Source organism: Shimia sp. (genome assembly GCF_039969785.1).
GTDB lineage: Bacteria > Pseudomonadota > Alphaproteobacteria > Rhodobacterales > Rhodobacteraceae > Shimia.
The window spans coordinates 1-21778 of record NZ_JBDVNC010000017.1; the positions used below are offsets into that span (position 1 = coordinate 1).

Sequence of the window (21778 nt, forward strand, 5' to 3'; positions counted from 1 at the left end):
CATAAACCTCAAAATTTTCCGCCGCGCTTCGCTTCCGAACTGTCTCTCTCGATCCCGTCCGCCGCTCCGTCTGGCGCCCCGTTGGTGCATCTCTGCGCCGCCGGTGAGGGGGGTTCTACGGTTTGATCGCCATGGCCGCAACCCCTTTTTCTCAAAAACTTCATCTTTTTCTGTTTTTTCCTATTTTCCCTGTAAAATGAATACCTTACCCAAGGTCGATTTCAAAAACACGCTCTCAAACGCAACAAAATTACGCCCCTTGATACGTCGTTAATGCTGCACCTGCACTTATCCACAGCCTTTCTTATATACGCCTGCATTCCAGGGCTCATTTCGACAGGAATCGCGCCGCAAATCACAGGACAGGCCCGACTCGCGAGTCGCAACGGCGGCGACTCGGGTCAAACAGGACGCTTTCGGCATCCCGTCGGTATTATGTCGGTATCACGACGGTCTCATTGCGCAGAATCGCGTCAGGCGCGCGCCGCACGGCGCCGGGGAATGGCGCGCAGCCCCACGAGCAGGACAACCACCCCAAGATAGATCAGTGGTTCATACTGAAATCCACGCGACAACATAAAGAAGTGCACGCCCCCCAATAGCCCCGCCAGATAGACCAGTTTGTGCAGCTTGTTCCAACGACGCCCCAGCTTGCGCACTGACCAGTTGTTGGACGTCACAGCCAGCGGCACCAAGACAGCAAAGCCGGTCATACCGATGGTGATATAAGGACGCTTTAGAATGTCGGCCCAGATCTGGGACAGGATCTGAACATCCAGCACCAACCAGATCAACATGTGGAGACATATATACAGGAAAGCGATCAGACCGATCGCCCGCCGGAACCGCATCAGGTTCAGACCGACAAACCGGCGCAGCGGTGTGATGCTGAGACCAAGGATCATGAGCTGCAGGCTCTTAAGGCCCATATCGTGCTCCATGACCTTGACCGGGTCTACGCCCAGCCCGCCGTTTACAGCCCGATAGAACAGCCAGACCGGATAGATCACGGACAGCATATAAAGCGTCCACACCGGAAACCGGCGCAATGACTGGTTGAGCGCGTCGATCAAAACTAACCTCTTGTTAACCATCATGGCAGAGACCCGGCACAGAAGTCTGCACTTCTTCGCATCCCCGCCCAATTTCAGTCCCATTGCGCAGTGATCTTAGATCCATGCCGCGAGTCATTTGCGGTGCGAAAATTTCCACTTTCCCACAGGGTTTGTTTTTATGAGTTTTGACCAGAACAGTATTCTTCTTATTCTTTGCCTTGCCACATCGTGGTTGGTCACCTTTGGCGTGACGCGTTGGGTGCGCAACCGGGACGTCACATCGATCCATGCAAAAAACGGCAGCCTTGAAGAAACCGGTGCCGCCAGCCTGTCGACAGTGTTCCGTCAGAGTCCCGTTGATCTGGGCAACGGGCTGCACGAACTGCGTGCATCTCTGGCCATGCGCCTGATTGCGCCGCTGGCGGCGCTGGCGCTTTTGATGGTGTCGGATGTCGCGTCTATGCTTGGTTCGATTGGCATCAGCTCTGCGTCCGCGCAGCGGATGATCCTTGGCGGCATTTATCTGGGTTTCGGCTATTGCTGGTTTATGGTGTTGTCTCAGCAGCGCGTGGTCTGGGGTCAGGGGCTGATAGCCACCTATGGCGTAGACATGAAACGTCAGGTCCGGGCCATGGATGACCTGCTTGAAATTCGCCCGCATGCGACGCGTCCGGCGCTGGTTTTGACGTTCTCTGATCAAAAGCCGCTGTATATCCCCAAATCCCTGTCTCACCGTGACATGTTCATCGATGAAATGCAGGAAATCGCACATGCGAACGTCAACAACGGCATGATTGTTCCAATGCCGCTTCTGCGCCAGCGGCTGGGCGTCTGATCCGTCCATGCCCTCAGGAAGAACATTCCTTGCCTTCTTGAATAGGCGGGCAAGGAACCGTTCCATAAGAACAAAAGACACAACAATCTCCGTCCTCGGGTTTGATAAGCATCTCACAGGCAGGGCATTCCAGAAAATACTGGCACGAGTCCGTTGGCATTACGAACACTTGTTCATGCCCGCAGGACGGGCATGTCAAAAGAGAGTGGGTTTCGACCCTCAAAAATACTTCCTCAGGTCCATGCCTTCATAAAGCGACGCAACTTCTTTCTCATACCCGTTGAACATCAGGGTTGGCTTGCGCTTGGCAAAAATCCCACCACCAATTGGCCGTTCCGTCTCCTGACTCCAACGTGGATGATCCACTTCGGGGTTCACGTTGCTGTAGAACTTGTATTCGTTTGGGATCGCCTTGTTCCAGCTGGTCGGCGGTTCTTTGTCGGTCAGCGTGATGCGCACCACCGATTTGATCGACTTGTACCCGTATTTCCATGGCACAACCAATCGCAACGGCGCTCCGTTCTGATTGGGGATGTCCTTGCCATAGATGCCGCTCGCCATAATGGTCAGCGGATTCATCGCCTCGTCCAGCCGCAGCCCTTCGACATAGGGCCATTCAATAAACGGCACATTCTGACCAGGCATTTCCTCGGGGCGGAAAAGCGTTTCCATGGCCACGTATTTGGCCTCGGGTTTGACCCCGGCCATATCCAGCAAATCCTTAAGCTCGAACCCGTTCCACGGAACAACCATCGACCACGCCTCGACACAGCGGAAACGATAGATGCGTTCCTCGATGGTCATTTTGGACATGATATCGTCCAGCGCATAGTCGCCGGGCTTGTCGACCATCCCGTCAATCTTGATGGTCCACGGGCTGGTGGTCAGGGTATGGGCATTTGCCGCCGGGTCGTCTTTGCCTGTGCCGAACTCGTAAAAGTTATTGTACTGGGTGATGACATCCCAATCGGTTGGCTCAAGGTCAGTGTTGGCGCGCGCCGGGGCGGCCAGACCTGCCATGCCAATCCCCGCAAGGCCGGCCATGATCTGACGTCGGTTCAGAAAGGCCCCCTCGGGGGTCACATCGGCATGTGTCAGGTCGTTCGTCCAGCGTTTGGCCATCAGGTTCTCCGTCATTCAGTTTGTTTGGCTGTACTATATGTGGGCCCGCGGGCACCAGACACGTCATCTCACGATGACGTGGTCGCACTGTAACTTGGATAGATCTTGTTCATCGGCTCTGACCGGCCATTGGGTTGAACGATGCGCACATGGCGACGGCCCAGTTTACGCGGATCTGAAACGCCAACCGAATGCGAGATAGTTTCCACCTCTTTGATGATGCCCTTGGCATAGTTGGCGACGCGTTTGTATTTGCTTTCGACCACAAGCCCCTTTTGAAAACGCGGGTCGTGCGTGGTGATTCCGGTCGGGCAGGTGTTCTTGTTGCATTTGAGCGCCTGAATACAGCCCAGCGCAAACATAAACCCACGCGCCGAGGTGACAAAGTCAGCCCCCGCCGCAAGCGCCCATGCGATGTCGCCGGGGTTGACCAGCTTGCCACTGGCAACAATGCGGACACGGTCACGAAGCCCGTGTTCATCGCGCAGATTAACCACCAACGGCAGCGCCTCGCGCACGGGCATACCAACAAGGTCAATCAGCGGCATGGGCGCAGCACCGGTGCCACCTTCGCCGCCATCAATGGTAATGAAATCGGGCGCCGCCTCGGGTCCGCGTCGGGCGATGGTTTCAAACAGATCGCGGAACGCTTCTTCGGCGCCTACCACGGTTTTGATCCCAACCGGTTTGCCAGTGACCTCTCTTACATGGGTGATCATATCCAGCAGGTGGTCAAAATTGTCGATCTCGCGGTGCCGATTGGGAGAGATGCCGTCCTGCCCCACTTTCAGGCCACGAATTTTCGCAATTTCCTCGGTGACCTTTGCGCCGGGCAAAATGCCACCTTTGCCGGGCTTGGCCCCCTGCGCCATCTTGATCTCGAACATGCGGATACATTCATGCGATGCGACCTCGCGCAGCTTGTCGTCGCACAGCCCACCGGTTTCATCGCGCACGCCAAATTTCGCAGTACCGATCTGATAGACAAGATCGGCCCCGCCTTCGAGGTGAAACGGAGAGACCCCGCCTTCGCCGGTATTCATCCAGACGCCCGCTTCCTTCGCACCCCGGCTCAGCGCCTGCACCGCTGGCTTTGAGATCGCACCATAGCTCATGCCCGAAATATTAAAGATCGACGGCGCAAGAAATGGCGTGCGGGCGGTGGGGCCAACCAAAAGCGGTTCGCAACTGGTGTATTCGTCGTCCAAATGTGGAAACGGATCATTCACAAAGATCGGCGTGCCCGCAACATTCAGGTTGCGCGTCGATCCAAACGCAATGGTGTTGCCCGCGCCGGACCCGGATCGCGCCACCCATTCCCGCTGCGCACGGTTAAACGGCAACTCTTCCCGGTCCATGGCAAAGAAATACTGACGGAAGAATTCGCCCAATTCGCTAAACACATGCCGGAACCGTCCGATCACCGGATAGTTGCGCCGAATGGCATCCCCGGTCTGGGATCGGTCGATGACAAACATAACCGCCGCCGCAACCACCATAATGGCGACAATCAGGACAAAGAGTAGGCCAAGGAATTCGACAACGTCGAAGGCTTGTTCCATTGAAACATTCATAGTGGTTCTTTCGTGTTGATGCGTGTCAAAGCTGCTTTGCGAATTTTATGAGAGTGTACAGCGAATTTCCCGGCTGCAAATCACGATCACGAAGAGTTCAGAAAGAAACAGGTCAAAACACTGACGTACATTGGCCAAGCCGTCGACAGGCAGCGTTTTCTGAAGCCCCACCTCAGTAGACTAATTTATGATGATCGACTAAGCCTTGCCTGATAATGTTGACTACGGCTGCCATGTTTTTCAGGTGGCCATCTGACGGAACGGGTTGAATTTATGAGCACTGAACAAGCAGGCGGTCATGCCGAACCAAGTTGGTTTGTGCCACCGGGAGAAGCTGATTTTTTCGCGGTGGTGGCGATGGTCATACTGGTCGCCGGACTATATGGGCTGGTGTATCTTTATGCTGCCTTTGACCGTTGGGCCGAACATCAGGCACAAGGCACGCCGTTGGCCAAAACCATCCCGACATTGCTGGCCATTGCTTTGCTGTATGAACTGTTCCCGCTCAATCACTTTCACATCCTGTTGCCGCTGAGCGCCATTCTGATTGCGTTAATGGCCGATTGGGCGCGCTTTCATCTCAGAATAAGAGCGGGCGAGAACATATTCGACGCAGATTCGGTACATGTCGCGGAATCAGCAGCGGACGCCGTTGCCCAGAAAACAGAGCAGGAGGAGAATTCAGATGTTTGAACTCCTGTTTACATCCTTCCCCGCAATCTTTCGCTATTACCAACTGAAACGACGTGGCGAGGCCATGACCGTCTGGAACATGAAAACAGCGGTTTTCTTGTGGGCGGCGCTGGCGTTCTGCCTGTTCCTGACCATCTTCTATTTCCACCCCAAAACCTATGCCGGTGTTGTGCCATTCCGCACCGTCTCGGTTGTGGCCCAGACATCTGGTCCGGTCACTGAAATCGCGGTCGTCAACGGACAACGTGTCGAAGAAGGCGATCTGTTGTTTCGCATCGAAAACAGCGCGCAAAAAGCTGCACTTGCCGAGGCCGAAGCACAATTGGATCTGCTGACTGCGACCGAAGCCAAGGCCAAAGACACAGTGATCGTCGCCCAATCCGCAGTTGACGAAGCTCAGGCACAGCTCGCCAAATTCGTGGATGACCTGAAAGATGCCAGAACACTTGTGGAACGCGGTGTTGGCCGCGCGGACCGGGTGTTGTCACTTGAAACATCGGTCGCGGCAACCGAGGCCGAAATCAAAGCCGCCGAAGCGCAGCTGGATCTCGCGCAGATCGACGTTGCAGATTCGTTGCCTGCACAACGCAAGGCCGCAGAAGCTGCAATTGAATCGGCAAAGACCGCGCTGGCGTTCACCGAAGTGCACAGCCTGACTGGTGGAGAAGTGACCCAGCTTTCTCTGGCAATCGGCAGCCCGGCCACGACGCTTGTTCTGCGCCCGGCGATGATCATTATCCCGGATCGGCCGACCGATATTCCAACGCGTATAACGGCTGGATTTTCTCAGGTCGCACTGGAAACAATTTATGAAGGCATGCCCGCCGAAATCGCCTGCGACAGCAATGCAAATCTGATGTTCCGCAATTCGGTGATGCCAGCGCATGTGAGTTCGGTGCAACCCGCCATTGCCACCGGGCAGGTGTCACCTGACTCTCAGTTGCTGGATATGGGCAAGGCGACGCAACGTGGCACGGTTCTGGTGTTTCTGGAACTGAAGCATAAAGAGCATGAAGAAATGCTCCTGGATGGCTCCGGCTGCATTGTTCAGGCTTATACGGCCAACCTCGAAGGCACGGCGGGCCATATCATCGGCGCCACCGGCATGGTCAAAGCTGCCGGATTGCGCCTGAAGGTTTTCGGGTCAATCCTGTTGGGTGTTGGACTGTTAGGTGGCGGTCACTGATCAGAACGCGGCCCGGTTTCGGGCCGCGATATTGCCGCGTAAGATTTCGGCAAGCCGTCAGAAATCAGATTGCAGCCAGTTCAGCCACGATCGCCTCTACCGCGGCGCGCGGGTTGTCCGAGGCATAGACCGGACGCCCGACAACGATATGATCGGCCCCATCCGAAATTGCGCTTGCCGGTGTGGCAACGCGCTTCTGATCCCCAAGCGCCGTACCGGTCGGGCGCACTCCGGGGGTCACGATCAGGCGGCCACTGGCTTCGGGCAAGGCACGGATCAGCGCGGCCTCTTGCGGGCTTGCGATCACACCGTCCGCACCGGCATCAAGCGCCCGCGCGGCGCGTTCGACCACAAGCTCCTGAACGTCACCCGGTTTGATCAGGCTTGCGTCCAGATCACCGCGATCCAGTGACGTCAGAATGGTCACACCGAGAATTTTCAGATTGGTTCCGGCCGCACCTTCTTTGGCGGCGCGCACCACATGCGGATCACCGTGAACGGTCAGAAAGTCCAGATCAAACTGGGCCAGCCCGCGCACAGCGTTTTCCACCGTATTGCTGATATCAAACAGCTTCATGTCCAGAAAGATGCGCTTGCCATGTTCCTGCTTCAGCTCATTGGCCAAAGCCAGGCCGCCACCCGTCAACATGCCCAGCCCGATCTTATAAAAAGACACGGACTCGCCAATAGTTTCGGCAAGCTTCAGCCCCTGAAGTGCGTTGGGCACGTCAAGGGCTACGATCAAACGGTCGTCGGACGGACTGGTCACGTGGGGCGCTCCTGAATTTGGGATGCGCCCTTGTTGCCGCCCTTTCGGGCGACGTCAAGTCCTGCTCAGAGCTCTGACGGGTAAACGCCGGGGGCAAACGACAGTTCTTCGCGACCAGCGCGCAATTCCGGCATCCGCCGCAATTGGCGCAATGCGTCCCGGATCAAGGCCAGTCGTCCCTTGGTTGGCTCTTCTTCGGGCTGGCTCTCGACGTTGCACAGGACGCGTACGTCGCGTGCGTCGGCGCTCAGCGAAACAACGGCGCTGAGTTCACCAAGAGACTGGCGATAGGTTGGGTTGGAAATCTGAATATCAGTGACGTGCATGGCGTCCTCACTTTTTATTTTTTACTGCTCGTGCCGCCCATCATCGGTTCAGAATGCGGCGAAATTGGTCAGGCCATTGGGCGATTTCCTATCCTTTCCGTGGCTCAGCGCGCTGTTATCGCTATCTTTCCTGATTCCCCCTCACACTCTCTTGAACGCGGGGCAAACACGCCCCACATTGGGATTGAGGCCCATACCGGGACGTGCCGCACAGCGGGCGTTTTTTTCAAAGGGGCGCTTATAAAAGGAGAGTGACGATGGACTTGAGCAAGTTCACGGAGCGGTCGCGCGGCTTTATTCAGGCTGCACAGACCATTGCGATGCGGGAAAACCATCAGCGCATGGTGCCCGAACATCTTTTGAAAGCATTGATGGATGATGACCAGGGGCTTGCCGCCAACCTGATTGGCCGTGCTGGCGGCGCGCCGGATCGCGTGCGCGACGCCATTGACACCGCCATGGGCAAAATCCCACAGGTCAGCGGCGACACTGGTCAGCCCTATCTGGACAATGCCACCGCCAAGGTGCTTGGCGAGGCTGAAAAGATTGCCAAAAAGGCGGGCGACAGCTTTGTACCGGTCGAGCGCATCCTGATGGCGCTGGTGATGGTGAAATCCAAAGCCAAAGACGCCCTGGAAGCAGGCGCCGTAACCGCGCAGGCACTGAATTCGGCAATCAACGACATCCGCAAAGGCCGCACCGCCGACAGCGCGTCTGCCGAAGAAGGCTATGACGCGCTTAAGAAATACGCGCGCGACCTGACCGATGCCGCGGCCGAGGGCAAGATTGACCCGATTATTGGCCGCGACGACGAAATTCGCCGCGCCATGCAGGTGCTCAGCCGTCGGACCAAGAACAACCCGGTGCTGATCGGGGAACCGGGCGTGGGTAAAACCGCGATTGCCGAAGGCATGGCGCTGCGCATCATCAATGGCGATGTGCCTGAATCCCTGCGCAACAAAAAGCTGTTGGCGCTGGACATGGGCGCGCTGATCGCGGGCGCAAAATACCGTGGTGAATTCGAAGAGCGGCTCAAGGCCGTGCTGACCGAAGTCACCGAAGCAGCCGGTGAAATCATTCTGTTCATCGACGAGATGCACACGCTGGTTGGCGCTGGTAAGGCGGATGGCGCAATGGATGCGGCCAATCTGATCAAACCGGCACTGGCGCGCGGTGAGCTGCATTGCATTGGTGCGACCACGCTGGACGAATATCGCAAATACGTGGAAAAAGACGCGGCACTGGCCCGGCGATTTCAGCCGGTACTGATCGAAGAACCCACCGTCGAAGACACAATCTCAATCCTGCGCGGCATCAAGGAAAAATACGAGCTGCACCACGGTGTGCGCATCGCTGATTCAGCTTTGGTGGCGGCGTCGACCCTGTCGCAGCGCTATATCACCGACCGTTTCCTGCCCGACAAGGCGATTGACCTTGTCGACGAGGCCGCATCGCGGCTGCGCATGGAAGTAGACAGCAAACCCGAGGAGCTGGACGCGCTGGATCGCCAGATCCTGCAGTTGCAGATCGAAGAAGAGGCCCTGAAGCTTGAGGATGATCAGGCCTCCAAGGACCGTCTGGAAACCCTGCAGAAAGATCTCGCCAACCTTCAGGACCGCTCGTCCGAGATGACCGCGCAATGGCAGGCCGGACGGGATAAACTGGCCTCGGCCCGTGATCTGAAAGAGTTGCTGGACCACGCCCGCGCCGAACTGGAAATCGCCAAGCGCGAGGGCAACCTCGGCAAGGCGGGCGAGCTCAGCTATGGTGTGATCCCCGGTCTGGAAAAACAGCTGGAAGACGCCGAAGCCGCCGGGGCGGACATGGTGGTCGAAGAAGCCGTGCGCCCGGAACAGATCGCTTTGGTTGTCGAGCGCTGGACAGGTATTCCGACCTCGAAAATGCTGGAAGGCGAACGTGAAAAGCTGCTGCGCATGGAGGATGACCTGCATCGCCGGGTGATCGGCCAGCATGCGGCGGTCACGTCTGTCGCCAACGCCGTACGCCGTGCGCGTGCCGGTCTGAACGACGAGAACCGCCCATTGGGCAGCTTCCTGTTCCTTGGGCCAACCGGCGTGGGTAAAACAGAGCTGACCAAAGCCGTGGCCGAATTCCTGTTTGACGATGACAGCGCCATGGTGCGCGTCGATATGTCAGAATTCATGGAGAAACATTCGGTGGCCCGCCTGATCGGTGCGCCTCCGGGCTATGTTGGCTATGACGAAGGCGGTGTTCTGACCGAAGCCGTGCGGCGCCGACCCTATCAGGTTGTGCTGTTTGACGAGGTCGAAAAGGCGCACCCGGATGTGTTCAATGTGCTGCTGCAGGTGCTGGATGACGGCATGCTGACCGATGGTCAGGGCCGCACCGTGGACTTTAAGCAAACGCTGATCATCCTGACGTCGAACCTTGGTGCGCAGGCGCTCAGCCAGTTGCCCGAAGGGGCGGATGCATCGGATGCACGTCGCGATGTGATGGACGCCGTGCGCGCCCATTTCCGGCCCGAATTCCTGAACCGTCTGGACGAGACGATCATCTTTGACCGTCTGGCCCGCGCGGATATGGATGGCATTGTCGACATTCAGCTGGGTCTGCTGCGCAAACGGCTGGCCGGTCGCAAGATCACCATCGCGCTGGACGATGCCGCCAAGACGTGGCTGGCGGACGAAGGATACGATCCGGTGTTTGGTGCGCGCCCCCTGAAACGCGTGATCCAGCGTGCCTTGCAAAACCCATTGGCCGAGGCGTTGCTGGCCGGCGACATCAAAGACCGCGACACGGTTCCGGTCAGCGTCGGCGCCGACGGGTTGATCATAGGGGATCGCGTGGGCACCACCGACAAACCCAAACCGGATGATGCCGTGGTGCACTAAAACTACGCTTGAAACTGGATAGGAAAGCCCGGGTCAATGCTCCGGGCTTTTTCACGAACACCGACAGGTATCTGGTTGTGAGCACTCCGTAACAGACGGCGCACAACAAAAGTGCGAACTCTAAAACGGACCAACCCGGACGACAAAGCGCGCCTAGCGGTCCGCGCTTTGCTCCTCAGCCAGCATCGATCTTAGCGCATCGCGATAATTCGGGTATTTCAAAACAACGCCCAATTCGTCCTTGATGCGGTCATTACGCACTTTTTTGCTATCGCTGTAAAAACTGCGCGCCATGGGTGTCATGTCTGCAGTCTCAAACGGCACTTCGGGCGGCGGGTCCATGCCCAGCAATTCGGCGGCATATGCCAGAATGTCCTGCGGCGGCGCGGGCGTGTCGTCACACACGTTGTAAATCCGCCCCGGATTGGGCGTTTTCATCGACGCCTCCAGCACCTGCGCTATGTCATCGACATGCGCGCGCGAAAACACCTGATTTTTCTTGATGATCCGGCGTGCCGTGCCATTGCGCAACTTTGCAAATGGTCCGCGACCGGGGCCATAAATGCCCGCCAGACGAAAGATATGCAGCGGTAAGCCTTGGATATCGCGCCATTCCGCCTCGGCCAGCACCCGCATTTTGCCACGCGCGCCTCCGGGATCAAGCGGCGTGTCTTCGTCCACCCAACCGCCATCCATGTCGCCATAAACGCCGGTGGTCGAAAGATATCCAACCCATTGCAAATCTGGCGCCGCCGCCAGCGCGTCGCGCCCGACCCGCAACACCGGATCGCCCGCCTTGTCCGGCCGGATCGATGTCAGCACATGGGTAACTCCCGCCAGCGCTTTTGTCAGATCTGTTGGCCAAAGCAATGCGCGCGCGCCTTCGGCCTGAATAATTTCAACCTGATCCGCGTTGCGCACGGTGCCAATAACGGTCCAGCCTTGGGGCACCAAACGACGGGCAAGCGCACGGGCGGTGTAGCCATGCCCCAGAGAAAGCAAAGTCTGTGTCATGTCCGCAAATTGCCTTTGCACCGCCCGGGACACAAGGTCAGCGTCCGATTTAATGGGTGTGTTTGCCCCCACTGCGACGATGCGCCCAAACTTCGCGCACGCCATGTACGTGTTGCGTGGTCACAATATGCGCCCTCGCGCCAATTGGCGCCGTTTTTCATTGTTCCAGAATACTCCCGCCAGAGACGTCCGGCGCTCTATCAAGGCCAGTTTACACCCTGGTCGTTCATTTGCCCTGCCACACCGGATCGCGCTTTTCGGCAAAGGCACGCGCGCCTTCCATCTGGTCTTCGCTTGCATAAAGCACATCCACGCTGCGCAACTGGCGCTGGGTGATGTGGTTCATGGCATCCTGAAACTTCGAATCCTCGGCGTCGCGCACAATCTCTTTGATCGCCGCATAAACCAGGGGCGGTCCGCTGGCCAAAAGCCGCGCCAGCTCCCAAGCGCGGGTCATCAGCTGATCAGCCGGAACAATTTCATTCACCAGCCCCCAGCGGTGCGCCTCGTCAGCATCAAACCAACGCCCGGTCAACAACAGTTCCATGGCAATGTGATACGGGATTCGCTTGGGCAACTTAACACTGGCCGCATCCGCCACGGTGCCGGACCGTATTTCAGGCAAGGCAAAGCTGGCATGATCCGCCGCAAGCAAAATGTCACCCGACAACGCCAGCTCTAACCCACCACCACAGGCAATCCCGTTGATCGCGGAAATCACCGGCTTGTTCATGTCTCGCAATTCCTGCAAGCCGCCAAACCCACCGACGCCATAATCACCGTCCACCGCATCACCATCAGCCGCCGCTTTCAAATCCCAGCCGGGACAGAAAAACTTGTCCCCGCCACCGGTCAGGATCGCAACGCGCAACTCGGGATCATCGCGAAAGGCGCGAAACACCTCGCCCATCATCCGGCTTGTCACCAGATCAATGGCGTTGGCTTTGGGCCTGTCCAGCGTCACTTCCAGAATCGAGCCTTCGCTCCGCGTCTTCACAGGTCCGTCGCTCATGCTGTTCCCTTTCGTATCAGCGCATCCACTGCCACTGCCCGTTCGGGCGTGCAGATCAGCGGGTTAATCTCAACTTCTTCAAGCGTGTCTGCATTGGCAAGCACATAGTTTTGCACCGCCTCAATGGCATCCAGAATGGCACCGAGTCTCGCAGCTGGTTTTCCACGGTATCCATTCAGAATTGGGGCTGTTTTCAGCTGGAATAGTGCCTGTTTCGCACCGTACCGGTCCGTTGGCACCAGAACCGAAACACAGTCTTCCAACACTTCGGTGAACACGCCGCCAGCCCCAAGCGTCAGCACAAACCCATGTGCCGCGTCCCGGGTCACACCAATCAACAGCTCGCAAACTCCGTCCTGTACCATTTCCTCGATCAGAAACCGGTCGCAAGGCATTTGCCGGGTGGCTTCCGTCAGGTCTGCGTGCTGCAATCCAAGCCGAACCGCCCCCGCATCCGTCTTGTGTGCCAGTCCAAGACCTTTGAGAGCCAAGGGCCCGCGCAAGCTTGCCGTGAGCGACAGAAAATCGTCCGCGGCCTGCACCGTAACCCCACGCGGAACATCTACGCCAAATGCCGCAAGATGGGATTTGGCGACATCCTCTTCCAGCACTTCACACGACCGCGCACCCCCCGGCAAAACCAACGCGCGCGCATCAGGTGCCCTGATCGACGCCGCGGCCGCAACAGCCGCAACCGCATCACGCAACCCGAACAACGGCATGACATCACCAGCGGCCAATGCCTGCGCGACATCCGCAGGCATCAGTTCCGGCAGGCTGGCGACCACAGCCATCGGACGCCCGGTCGCGGCACATGCCCGAATTGCCGCTTGCGTCGCGCATTCCCAATCCTGCCGGTTCTCATGCGGGTAATCGACGATGGAAACCGTCAACCCAACACCCGAGTCCATCATCGCCGCCCACGCCCGTGCCATGGCATCCACATCGCGCCAGATATATGTGTGGTAATCCAACGGATTGGCCAGAGCCACCATCGGTCCCAGCACCTCGGCCAAGGCGCGTTTCTGATGTTCACCAAGTGGCGGAAAGGTCAGCCCGACAGCCTGCGCCGTATCCGCAATCAAACTGGCTTCGCCGCCCGAACAACTGATCGAAGCAATCTGCGACGATGCCAGGGGCCCGGTCATATGCAACAGTTTCAGCGTTTCCAGAAACACAGAAAGATCATGCACGCGGGCGAACCCCAGCCGGTCAATCAACGCCTGCGCCCCCGCATCGCTGCCAGCCAATGACGCCGTATGCGACACGGTTGCCGCCTGCGCCAGTTCCGACGCGCCAACCTTAAGCACAACAACCGGCACGCCACGTTCATGGGCCTTTTGCGCCAAACGTTCCCAACCACGCAGATCGGCAAAGCCTTCGACGTGCAGGCCAATGGCGGTGATGCGCGGATCCTCCAGCAAGGCCAACGCAATCGCCGCCTGACTAAGCTGCGCCATGTTCCCACAGGTCGCGACAAAGGCAATTGGCAAGGCGCGGCGCTGATTGGTCAGGTTGATGGCGATGTTTGAGCTTTGCGTCAGAATGGCCACCCCGCCTGACACCACATCGCACCCATGCTGATCCGGCCAAATCGCCACGCCGTCCATGGCATTGATCATCCCATAGCAATTTGGCCCCAGAATCGGCATATTACCCGCCGCCTTCACCAACCGGGACTGAAGATCGGTCCCGGCGACGTCTTCAACCGCAGCCTCGGCAAAGCCAGAGGCAAAACAGATCGCCCCCCCGGCCCGCATTTGTGCCAGCACCGCGACGGCCTCGATACAAGCGTGGCGATTGATCCCGACAAAGGCCGCATCCGGCGCGCGCGGCAAATCCTCAAGCCGCGCAAACACCGCTTCACCTGCAATATGCTGCGCTGTGGGATGCACGGGCCAGATGTCGCCCGCAAAGCCCAGCTTGCGCAATTGCACAATCACTTCGCGGCACCACACCCCACCGCCAATCACCGCGACACTGGTCGGACAAAACAATCTGGAAAGGTCGGTCTGCACGCGCCTCACGCCCCTAATGGGCGCAGTAAATCGCGACTGATAATATGACGCTGAATTTCGCTGGTGCCGTCCCAGATACGTTCCACCCGGGCGTCGCGCCAGAATCGTTCCAACGGATAGTCATCCATCAAACCCATACCACCATGCACCTGAATCGCGGCATCCGTGACCCGCGCCAGCATTTCCGAGGCATAGAGCTTGGCCGACGCGATTTCCCGGTTGGCAGGCAACCCCTTGTCCAGTCGGTCCGCCGCCGCCAAAGTCAGCAAATCCGCCGCGTCAATTTCGGTGATCATGTCGGCAATCTGAAAGCCAACCCCCTGAAATTTGCCAATCGGCTGGCCGAACTGTTCCCGTTGCGCGGCATAGTTCAGCGCAAAGTCAAACGCCCGACGGGCACGTCCCACACAAAACGCCGCCACCGTCAGGCGGGTCGCATAAAGCCATTCATTCATTACTGCAAAGCCGCCATCCACCTCGCCCAGCACCTGAGCGGCAGGCAGGCGGCAATCATCAAAGTCCAGCACCATATTCTTGTAGCCGCGATGGCTGACCGACGCGTACCCATCGCGGATTGTGAACCCCGGCGTGCCGCGATCCACCAGAAACGTGGTGATGCGCTTTTTGGGGCCTTTCGGGGTCATGTCTTCGCCGGTAGCGACAAATACAATCACGAAATCCGCATGTTCTGCGCCGGAAATGAAATGCTTGGTGCCGTTCAGCACCCAATCCGCGCCATCGCGCACCGCCGCGCATTTCATGCCGCGCACATCCGACCCGGCGCCCGGCTCGGTCATGGCCAGCGCATCCATCCGTTCACCGCGCACCGCAGGCAACAGATACCGGTCTCGCTGTTCGCTCTCACAGGCCATCAAAATATTCTGAGGGCGGCCAAAGAAATGCGTCAGCGCCATCGAACCGCGCCCCAATTCCCGTTCGACCAGAGCAAATTCCAGATGGTTTAACCCGGCACCACCGACCTCTTCGGGGAAATTGCAGGCATAAAACCCAAGATCCAGCGTCTTTTGTTTGATCCCGGCAGCAATGTCCTCGGGCACCGCTCCGGTTCGCTCGACCATGTCCTCGTGTGGGTAGATTTCGTTTTCCACGAAACTGCGCACCGTTGCGGCAATCATTTCCTGCTCTTCGTTCAACCCATATTGCATCGCGCTGATCCTTTGTTGCCGCAATATTTGAAACCGCTTGCGGAAATCATTCATGCAGGATTAGTGTTTTTTCATGCAGAGCTGGACAAAATCACCCGCCGCGTCGCAGCATTTCGGCGTTTTGCTGTTCGAGGGCTTTTCCAATCATTGCCTCGCCAACACGATCGAACCGATGCGCGCGGCCAATATGCTGTCAAATCGCGCGCTTTATGACTGGAGCTTTTTGGCGCTGGGCGCAGGCCCTGTGCGCAGTTCCAGCGGCCTGCCCGTGGTGCCGCACGGGCAGCTGAGCGCGGCAACCGGAGACGCGCTGGTTGTGATGCCATCCTACGGATTTCGCGATCACGCCAGATGGTCCACGCAATCTGGGCTGCGCGCCGCGTCGCATCGGTTTCAAACGCTGTTGGGCATGGACACCGGAAGCTGGCTTTTGGCAGAGGCCGGATTGTTAGAGGGACACACCGCCACCATTCACTGGGAAGAACTCTCTGCCTTTGCCGAACGATTCCCCGAGATCGACGCCCGGCGCGAACGCTTTGTCATAGATCGCAACCGGGTCACGTGTTCCGGGGCCATGGCTGCCTTTGATCTGGTGCTGCACATGATCGGGCGCGACCACGGTCAGGCCCTGGCTTTGGAGGTCGCGCATTTGTTCATGACACGCGACTCTGCCCGCTCTCACAGCGGCGGGGCCAGCCCGGCAGGACGTGTCGTGAACCGCGCGCTGGCCTTGATGCAGGATCATCTGGAACACCCGCTTAGGATTGGCGAAATCGCGCGCCGGGTGGGCAGCACACAAAAGGCGCTGGAACTCAGAGTGCGCGCCGAACTGGGAACCACACCGACAACGGTCTACCGTCGCCTGCGCCTTAATCTGGCGCGCAAGCTGGTGGTCGACAGCGATCTCGGGATTGCCGAAATTGCGCTGCGCAGCGGATACGCCAACCCAGCGGCCATGACCCGCGCCTTTGGCACCGAATTTGGCGCCACGCCACGCGCGCTGCGCGCCTCAATCACATCTCAGGTCGCGTAGTCTGATTTCTCACTGTCCAAAATGGCCTTTAGCTCTGCCAGATGGCGCACATCTTGCTCCGGGTATTCCTCCAGCTCGCGCGCGGTCTTTTCCGCAATGTCATCGGGCAGCACACGCAGCGGCTGACCGGTTTGCAAGGCCCGGATATAGGTTTCAGCAGCCCGTTCGAAATAGAACAGTCGGTTGAATGTGTCGGCAACGCTGTCACCAATGACCATCACACCATGATTGCCCATGATCAGCACCTTTTGCTTAGGATCGCGCATCAACCCGGCACAGCGCGCGCCCTCATCTTCAAACGCCAACCCGCCATAGGACTCGTCGATCACATAGCGGTTAAAGAACGTGGCACAGTTCTGATCGATCGGTGGCAACCTGCTGTCTGCAAGGCTGGCCAGAACCGTGGCATGGATCGAATGCACATGCATGGCACACCGGGCGTGCGGGCAATGGCGATGCATCCCGCCATGCAACCCCCACGCCGTTGGGTCCGGTGCATCTGGCCCGGTCAGCGTTTCGGGGTCATTGGCATCCACCACCAGCAAATCGCTGGCGCGAATACGGCTGAAATGCATTTGGTTCGGGTTCATCAGGAACCGCGTGCCATCGTCATTTATCGACAGGCTGAAATGATTGGCCACGCCTTCATGCATGTTCAGCCGCGCGGTCCAGCGGAACGCCGCCGCCATGTCAACGCGTTCCTGCCAATGCTCCATATTGGGGCGCAGTTCTGTGATGCTCATCTACGTATCCTCCGATGCCACGCCAAAGCCTGCACATGCATCGGCGACATTGCCAACAAAAATCGCGTTGTCCCGTGCCCGCACCTACTCCAACGGTCGGCTGGGCACCCACGCATATCCGTTTTCGCACAGCAAATAGCATTCCCGCAGCCCGTGGGGCTTGTCGGTTGGCGCCTGCAACAGATGCATGCCCGCCGCTTGCCCCACTTTGGCGGCGATGTCCGGGTCTGTGTCATAAAGCCGGATTTCCAACCCGGCCCCCCGCGCGCCTGCCTCTGGCAGAAGCCCAAGCAAAGGATTGGAATGATAGGTTCCGTCGCTGTGCAGCTGAAACACATCCTCGCCATAGGTGACGATGGCAAAATCTGCCGTGACCTGATGGGATTTCATGGCAAATACAGTCTCTAGTACACCGCAAAGTGCGGTCACATCCCGCACCACAAGGTTCAGCCCAACACCACGCAGAGAGCGCCCGAAATCCCCGGCTCCAACTGTTTCAAAATCCACCACAAGGACCTTTCGCAAAAGCTTCACATGCGGCGAGCTTGATCACTGCCGCAGCCCGTGTCAACGTGCGCCATGGAGCGAACACTTTTCAGATCATGGGCCGATGTGGCCCCCCGCCTTGTTGCCGTAGCCGCCGGACGTGACGCCGCAGACACGGTCATCCGCAATGGCCGCTGGGTGAATGTACACACCCGAGAGGTTTTGCCAGAACACGATATTGCGATGGCCGAAGGCCGCATCGCATATGTCGGCCCCGATGCCAGCCATTGCATTGGCCCCGATACCGAGATCATCGAGGCCAATGGCCGGTTTATGATCCCGGGGCTGTGTGATGCGCATATGCATATCGAGTCCGGTATGCTGACCCCGGCCGAATTTGCCCGCGCCGTGATCCCGCATGGCACCACGTCCATGTTCACCGACCCGCACGAGATCGCCAATGTGCTTGGCCTTGAGGGCGTGCGCATGATGCATGACGAGGCGCTGATGCAACCCGTCAACATCTTTACGCAAATGCCGTCCTGCGCGCCCAGCGCACCGGGGCTGGAAACCACAGGGTTCGAAATTGGCCCCGATGACGTAAGCGCCGCGATGAGCTGGCCGGGTATTATCGGGCTGGGCGAAATGATGAACTTTCCCGGCGTGGTCAACGGCTCTCAGCAAATGCTGGCCGAAATCGCCGCCACCCAGAACGCCGGTAAAACCGTCGGCGGGCACTACGCCAGCCCTGATCTTGGCCCGGCCTTTCATGCCTATGCGGCGGGCGGCCCGGCGGATGATCACGAAGGCACCTGCGAGGCCGACGCCATTGCCCGTGTACGTCAGGGCATGCGGTCGATGATGCGACTGGGCAGCGCGTGGTATGATGTGGAAACTCAGATCACCGCCGTCACAGAAAAGGGTCTGGATCCGCGCAGCTTTATCCTGTGCACGGATGATTGCCATTCTGGCACGCTGGTGAATGACGGTCATATGAACCGCGTTGTGCGCCATGCAATTGCCTGTGGATGCGACCCGGTGATTGCCTTGCAAATGGCCACGATTAACACGGCCACGCATTTTGGCCTGGAACGTGAATTAGGCTCTATTGCACCCGGAAGACGTGCCGACGTGATCCTGACCAGCGATCTGACAACCCTGCCCATTGAGCACGTGATTGCGCGCGGACAGACCGTGGCGCGCGATGGTGTGATTGCCGTCGACTGCCCGCATTATGACTGGCCCGACCATGCCCGCCAAACTGTGAACCTGGGCCGCGACCGGACCGCGCCAGACTTTGACATCCCCGCACCTGAGGGCGCCACATCTGTCACCGCCAACGTGATTGGCGTGGTTGAAAATCAGGCCCCGACCAAGGCGTTGACGGCCGCGCTGTCGGTTCAAAATGGTATCGTTCAGGGCGATACAGAGACTGATATTGCCCAAATTGCGCTGGTCGAACGCCACCGCGCCACCGGGGCCACGACCAACGGTTTTGTTTCGGGCTTTGGATATACCGGCAATATGGCGATGGCCTCGACCGTGGCGCATGACAGCCACCATATGATTGTGGTGGGCACAGACAAAGCCAACATGGCGCTGGCGGCCAATCGGCTTGGTGCCGTTGGCGGCGGTGTCACTGTCTTTAAAGACGGCGAGGAGATTGCGCTGGTGGAACTGCCCATCGCCGGTCTGATGTCAGACAGCCCGGCAATTGATGTCGCCGCAAGCGCGCAGGCCATGGTTGACGCAATGGAGCAATGCGGCTGCACGCTGAACAACGCTTATATGCAGCATTCCCTGCTGGCGCTTGTCGTGATCCCCGACCTGCGTATTTCTGACCTCGGCCTTGTCGATGTCACTAAATTTGAACTCACCGACGTGATTAAGGCCACTGAATGACACCGCAACACACTTCTGTACTGACCCCTGATGTCCCGGCCCCCGAGGCCTTCACCAGCGCCGCCGATGCTGTCACCCGGCTGGAAGAGCTTTATCAAACGGCCGTTTCCTTTCTGTGTGAACAGTTCCGCAACACGCTGCGCAATGGTCCCGAGGGACACCGCATCCGCGCGTTCTACCCTGAGATTCGCATCACCACGACCAGCTTTGCCAAGATCGACAGCCGCCTGTCTTTTGGCCATGTTGCAGAACCGGGGGTGCATGCGGCCACCATCACCCGCCCCGATTTGTTTCGCAACTATCTGGAACAACAGATCGACCTGCTGCTCTGCAATCACAATGTCGCTGTCACGGTGCGCGCTTCAGAAACGCCAATCCCGGTGCATTTTGCCGTGACCTCTGAAACGGATCTGAGCGTACCTCAGGCCGGAGCCACCGATTTTACCCTACGCGACATCTTTGATGTGCCCGACTTGTCGACCACCAATGACGACATCGTCAATGGCATGCACAGCCATGATGAAAATGGCGTTGGCCCGCTGGCCCCCTTTACTGCCCAGCGCGTTGACTATTCTCTGGCGCGGCTCAGCCATTATACCGCCACTGACCCCGAGCATTTTCAGAATCACGTGCTGTTCACCAACTACCAATTCTATGTGACCGAGTTTGAAGCCTATGCGCGCAAGGTGATGGCAGACCCGGACAGCGGCTATACCAGCTTTGTCAGCACCGGGAATACCGAGATCACCAGCGCCGACGCGCCAATTCCGCCGGTCGACAAGCAACCACAGATGCCGACCTATCACCTGAAACGCGCCGACGGGTCGGGCATCACGCTGGTCAATATTGGCGTCGGCCCGTCCAACGCCAAAACTGCCACCGACCACATCGCCGTTCTGCGCCCGCATGCCTGGGTTATGGTTGGCCATTGCGCCGGATTGCGCAATTCGCAGTCGCTGGGTGATTTTGTACTGGCCCACGCCTATCTGCGCGAAGATCACGTGCTGGATGATGATCTGCCGGTCTGGATTCCAATCCCCGCACTGGCCGAAGTGCAGATCGCATTAGAACAGGCCGTGGCGGATGTCACCGAACTGCGCGGCTATGACCTGAAACGGGTGATGCGCACCGGCACCGTGGCCACAATCGACAATCGCAACTGGGAACTCAGGGAGCACACCGGCCCGGTTCAGCGGCTCAGCCAGTCGCGGTCCATTGCGCTGGACATGGAAAGCGCGACCATCGCCGCCAATGGGTATCGGTTTCGCGTCCCCTATGGCACGCTTCTATGCGTCAGCGACAAGCCACTGCATGGCGAACTTAAGCTGCCCGGCATGGCATCCGAATTCTACCAAACGCAGGTTGCACGCCATCTTTTAATCGGCATAAGGGCCATGGAGGCTTTGCGCGAAATGCCTCTTGAACGGCTCCATTCACGGAAATTGCGCTCGTTTGATGAGACCGCCTTCCTGTGACCCGGCGAAAACTGGCCAGAAACCCCTAAAAAACATAGTTTTTGACTACACTACTGATTGTGTTCGCATACCATATCCCGTTAAATGCCCGCCATGAGGCCCAAGTAGTCGGGCAAACAAGGAGACCTGAAATGGCAAAACCGATGACCAAGACCCAACTCGTTGCCGCTCTGGCCGAAGAAATGGGCTCTGACAAGAAATCCGCAGGCGCAGCACTGGACGCTGTTTGCGCTCTGATCACTCGCGAAGTGTCAGGCGGCGGTGCTGTAACTCTGCCCGGTGTTGGCAAAATTTATTGCCGCGAACGCCCCGAGCGTATGGTGCGCAACCCAGCCACCGGCGAACAGATCAAGAAAGAAGCTGACAAGGTGGTCAAAATGACCATTGCCAAGGCGCTGAAAGACAGCGTGAACGGCTAAGTCGGCTTAACGATTTACTCAAAGGGTCGCCCATTGGGCGGCCCTTTTTGTTTGCGGGTCCGTTTCCAACGCTCACA

General features: G+C 58.2%; 21 protein-coding genes. 9 read left to right on the forward strand and 12 right to left on the reverse strand.

Annotated elements, in window-relative coordinates:
• A partial coding sequence (locus tag ABJI08_RS08140) for a hypothetical protein (RefSeq protein WP_348401326.1) occupies positions 1–274 on the forward strand: 274 nt, incomplete at its 5' end.
• A gap of 199 nt (positions 275–473) precedes the next feature.
• Here ABJI08_RS08140 and msrQ read toward each other — a convergent pair.
• A complete protein-coding gene (gene msrQ / locus ABJI08_RS08145) occupies positions 474–1070 on the reverse strand; it encodes a protein-methionine-sulfoxide reductase heme-binding subunit MsrQ (RefSeq protein WP_348401565.1) in 597 nt (198 codons plus the stop codon).
• A 163-nt stretch (positions 1071–1233) separates the two neighbouring features.
• Here msrQ and ABJI08_RS08150 point away from each other — a divergent pair, with 163 nt between their 5' ends.
• Positions 1234–1890 carry a hypothetical protein gene (locus tag ABJI08_RS08150; RefSeq protein ID WP_348401327.1) on the forward strand — a complete coding sequence of 219 codons (657 nt, stop codon included), beginning with the start codon at positions 1234–1236 and terminating at the stop codon, positions 1888–1890.
• A 13-nt stretch (positions 1891–1903) separates the two neighbouring features.
• On the opposite strand, the gene ABJI08_RS08155 is transcribed toward ABJI08_RS08150, so the two are convergent.
• The 3 genes from ABJI08_RS08155 to ABJI08_RS08165 form a co-directional block, all read right to left on the reverse strand.
• Complete coding sequence (locus ABJI08_RS08155; RefSeq protein WP_348401328.1) at positions 1904–2113, reverse strand: GDCCVxC domain-containing (seleno)protein; 210 nt, start codon at positions 2111–2113, stop codon at positions 1904–1906.
• Positions 2110–3012: a protein-methionine-sulfoxide reductase catalytic subunit MsrP gene (msrP, locus tag ABJI08_RS08160; RefSeq protein ID WP_348401329.1), complete on the reverse strand. Its 903-nt coding sequence runs from the start codon at positions 3010–3012 to the stop codon at positions 2110–2112. Before msrP ends, ABJI08_RS08155 begins: the two co-directional genes overlap by 4 nt.
• Before the next feature lie 68 nt (positions 3013–3080).
• Positions 3081–4574 (reverse strand): FMN-binding glutamate synthase family protein, encoded by a 1494-nt coding sequence (locus ABJI08_RS08165; protein ID WP_348401566.1) that lies wholly within the window; start codon positions 4572–4574, stop codon positions 3081–3083.
• Between the two features lie 285 nt (positions 4575–4859).
• Between ABJI08_RS08165 and ABJI08_RS08170 the strand changes: the two genes are divergently transcribed.
• Positions 4860–5279: a hypothetical protein gene (locus ABJI08_RS08170; RefSeq protein ID WP_348401330.1), complete on the forward strand. Its 420-nt coding sequence runs from the start codon at positions 4860–4862 to the stop codon at positions 5277–5279.
• On the forward strand, positions 5272–6465 hold the full coding sequence (locus ABJI08_RS08175) for a biotin/lipoyl-binding protein (protein ID WP_348401331.1): 1194 nt from the start codon (positions 5272–5274) through the stop codon (positions 6463–6465). The genes ABJI08_RS08170 and ABJI08_RS08175 overlap by 8 nt, the downstream gene beginning before the upstream one ends.
• Before the next feature lie 64 nt (positions 6466–6529).
• Here ABJI08_RS08175 and pyrF read toward each other — a convergent pair whose 3' ends face one another.
• A complete protein-coding gene (pyrF, locus tag ABJI08_RS08180) occupies positions 6530–7234 on the reverse strand; it encodes an orotidine-5'-phosphate decarboxylase (protein ID WP_348401332.1) in 705 nt (234 codons plus the stop codon).
• A gap of 65 nt (positions 7235–7299) precedes the next feature.
• Positions 7300–7560: a hypothetical protein gene (locus tag ABJI08_RS08185; protein ID WP_348401333.1), complete on the reverse strand. Its 261-nt coding sequence runs from the start codon at positions 7558–7560 to the stop codon at positions 7300–7302.
• 257 nt (positions 7561–7817) lie between these two features.
• Here ABJI08_RS08185 and clpB point away from each other — a divergent pair, with 257 nt between their 5' ends.
• Positions 7818–10433, forward strand: a complete 2616-nt coding sequence (gene clpB / locus ABJI08_RS08190) for an ATP-dependent chaperone ClpB (RefSeq protein ID WP_348401334.1) — start codon at positions 7818–7820, stop codon at positions 10431–10433.
• A 153-nt stretch (positions 10434–10586) separates the two neighbouring features.
• Here clpB and ABJI08_RS08195 read toward each other — a convergent pair whose 3' ends face one another.
• From ABJI08_RS08195 to ABJI08_RS08210, 4 genes are all read right to left on the reverse strand, one after another.
• A complete protein-coding gene (locus ABJI08_RS08195) occupies positions 10587–11447 on the reverse strand; it encodes an SDR family oxidoreductase (RefSeq protein ID WP_348401335.1) in 861 nt (286 codons plus the stop codon).
• A gap of 226 nt (positions 11448–11673) precedes the next feature.
• Entirely contained in the window at positions 11674–12459 is a 786-nt protein-coding gene (locus ABJI08_RS08200) for a carnitinyl-CoA dehydratase (RefSeq protein ID WP_348401336.1), read from the reverse strand.
• Entirely contained in the window at positions 12456–14477 is a 2022-nt protein-coding gene (locus tag ABJI08_RS08205; protein WP_348401337.1) for an acetate--CoA ligase family protein, read from the reverse strand. The genes ABJI08_RS08200 and ABJI08_RS08205 overlap by 4 nt, the downstream gene beginning before the upstream one ends.
• A 5-nt stretch (positions 14478–14482) precedes the next feature.
• Entirely contained in the window at positions 14483–15643 is a 1161-nt protein-coding gene (locus ABJI08_RS08210) for an acyl-CoA dehydrogenase family protein (RefSeq protein ID WP_348401338.1), read from the reverse strand.
• 73 nt (positions 15644–15716) lie between these two features.
• Here ABJI08_RS08210 and ABJI08_RS08215 point away from each other — a divergent pair, with 73 nt between their 5' ends.
• Positions 15717–16676, forward strand: coding sequence for a GlxA family transcriptional regulator (locus ABJI08_RS08215; RefSeq protein ID WP_348401339.1), 960 nt, complete (start codon positions 15717–15719; stop codon positions 16674–16676).
• On the opposite strand, the gene ABJI08_RS08220 is transcribed toward ABJI08_RS08215, so the two are convergent.
• Together ABJI08_RS08220 and ABJI08_RS08225 are read right to left on the reverse strand one after the other, a co-directional pair.
• On the reverse strand, positions 16664–17419 hold the full coding sequence (locus ABJI08_RS08220) for a class II aldolase and adducin N-terminal domain-containing protein (RefSeq protein WP_348401340.1): 756 nt from the start codon (positions 17417–17419) through the stop codon (positions 16664–16666). The genes ABJI08_RS08215 and ABJI08_RS08220 overlap by 13 nt on opposite strands.
• Positions 17420–17503: 84 nt before the next feature.
• Positions 17504–17926 (reverse strand): glyoxalase, encoded by a 423-nt coding sequence (locus ABJI08_RS08225; RefSeq protein WP_348401341.1) that lies wholly within the window; start codon positions 17924–17926, stop codon positions 17504–17506.
• A gap of 72 nt (positions 17927–17998) precedes the next feature.
• Here ABJI08_RS08225 and ade point away from each other — a divergent pair, with 72 nt between their 5' ends.
• From ade to ABJI08_RS08240, 3 genes are all read left to right on the forward strand, one after another.
• A complete protein-coding gene (ade, locus tag ABJI08_RS08230) occupies positions 17999–19807 on the forward strand; it encodes an adenine deaminase (protein WP_348401342.1) in 1809 nt (602 codons plus the stop codon).
• Positions 19804–21282 (forward strand): AMP nucleosidase, encoded by a 1479-nt coding sequence (locus tag ABJI08_RS08235; protein ID WP_348401343.1) that lies wholly within the window; start codon positions 19804–19806, stop codon positions 21280–21282. Before ade ends, ABJI08_RS08235 begins: the two co-directional genes overlap by 4 nt.
• A gap of 131 nt (positions 21283–21413) precedes the next feature.
• Positions 21414–21701, forward strand: a complete 288-nt coding sequence (locus tag ABJI08_RS08240) for an HU family DNA-binding protein (RefSeq protein ID WP_209357665.1) — start codon at positions 21414–21416, stop codon at positions 21699–21701.
• Positions 21702–21778 lie beyond the last annotated feature (77 nt).

Coding starts and splice junctions, on each gene's coding strand:
- ABJI08_RS08185 (WP_348401333.1), bottom strand. CDS start 7,560: ATGCACGTCACTGATATTCAGATTTCCAACCCAACCTATCGCCAGTCT.
- ABJI08_RS08175 (WP_348401331.1), top strand. CDS start 5,272: ATGTTTGAACTCCTGTTTACATCCTTCCCCGCAATCTTTCGCTATTAC.
- ade (WP_348401342.1), top strand. CDS start 17,999: ATGGAGCGAACACTTTTCAGATCATGGGCCGATGTGGCCCCCCGCCTT.
- ABJI08_RS08150 (WP_348401327.1), top strand. CDS start 1,234: ATGAGTTTTGACCAGAACAGTATTCTTCTTATTCTTTGCCTTGCCACA.
- ABJI08_RS08165 (WP_348401566.1), bottom strand. CDS start 4,574: ATGGAACAAGCCTTCGACGTTGTCGAATTCCTTGGCCTACTCTTTGTC.
- ABJI08_RS08220 (WP_348401340.1), bottom strand. CDS start 17,419: ATGAGCATCACAGAACTGCGCCCCAATATGGAGCATTGGCAGGAACGC.
- ABJI08_RS08170 (WP_348401330.1), top strand. CDS start 4,860: ATGAGCACTGAACAAGCAGGCGGTCATGCCGAACCAAGTTGGTTTGTG.
- ABJI08_RS08240 (WP_209357665.1), top strand. CDS start 21,414: ATGGCAAAACCGATGACCAAGACCCAACTCGTTGCCGCTCTGGCCGAA.
- ABJI08_RS08235 (WP_348401343.1), top strand. CDS start 19,804: ATGACACCGCAACACACTTCTGTACTGACCCCTGATGTCCCGGCCCCC.
- ABJI08_RS08200 (WP_348401336.1), bottom strand. CDS start 12,459: ATGAGCGACGGACCTGTGAAGACGCGGAGCGAAGGCTCGATTCTGGAA.
- clpB (WP_348401334.1), top strand. CDS start 7,818: ATGGACTTGAGCAAGTTCACGGAGCGGTCGCGCGGCTTTATTCAGGCT.
- ABJI08_RS08210 (WP_348401338.1), bottom strand. CDS start 15,643: ATGCAATATGGGTTGAACGAAGAGCAGGAAATGATTGCCGCAACGGTG.
- ABJI08_RS08215 (WP_348401339.1), top strand. CDS start 15,717: ATGCAGAGCTGGACAAAATCACCCGCCGCGTCGCAGCATTTCGGCGTT.
- msrP (WP_348401329.1), bottom strand. CDS start 3,012: ATGGCCAAACGCTGGACGAACGACCTGACACATGCCGATGTGACCCCC.
- ABJI08_RS08195 (WP_348401335.1), bottom strand. CDS start 11,447: ATGACACAGACTTTGCTTTCTCTGGGGCATGGCTACACCGCCCGTGCG.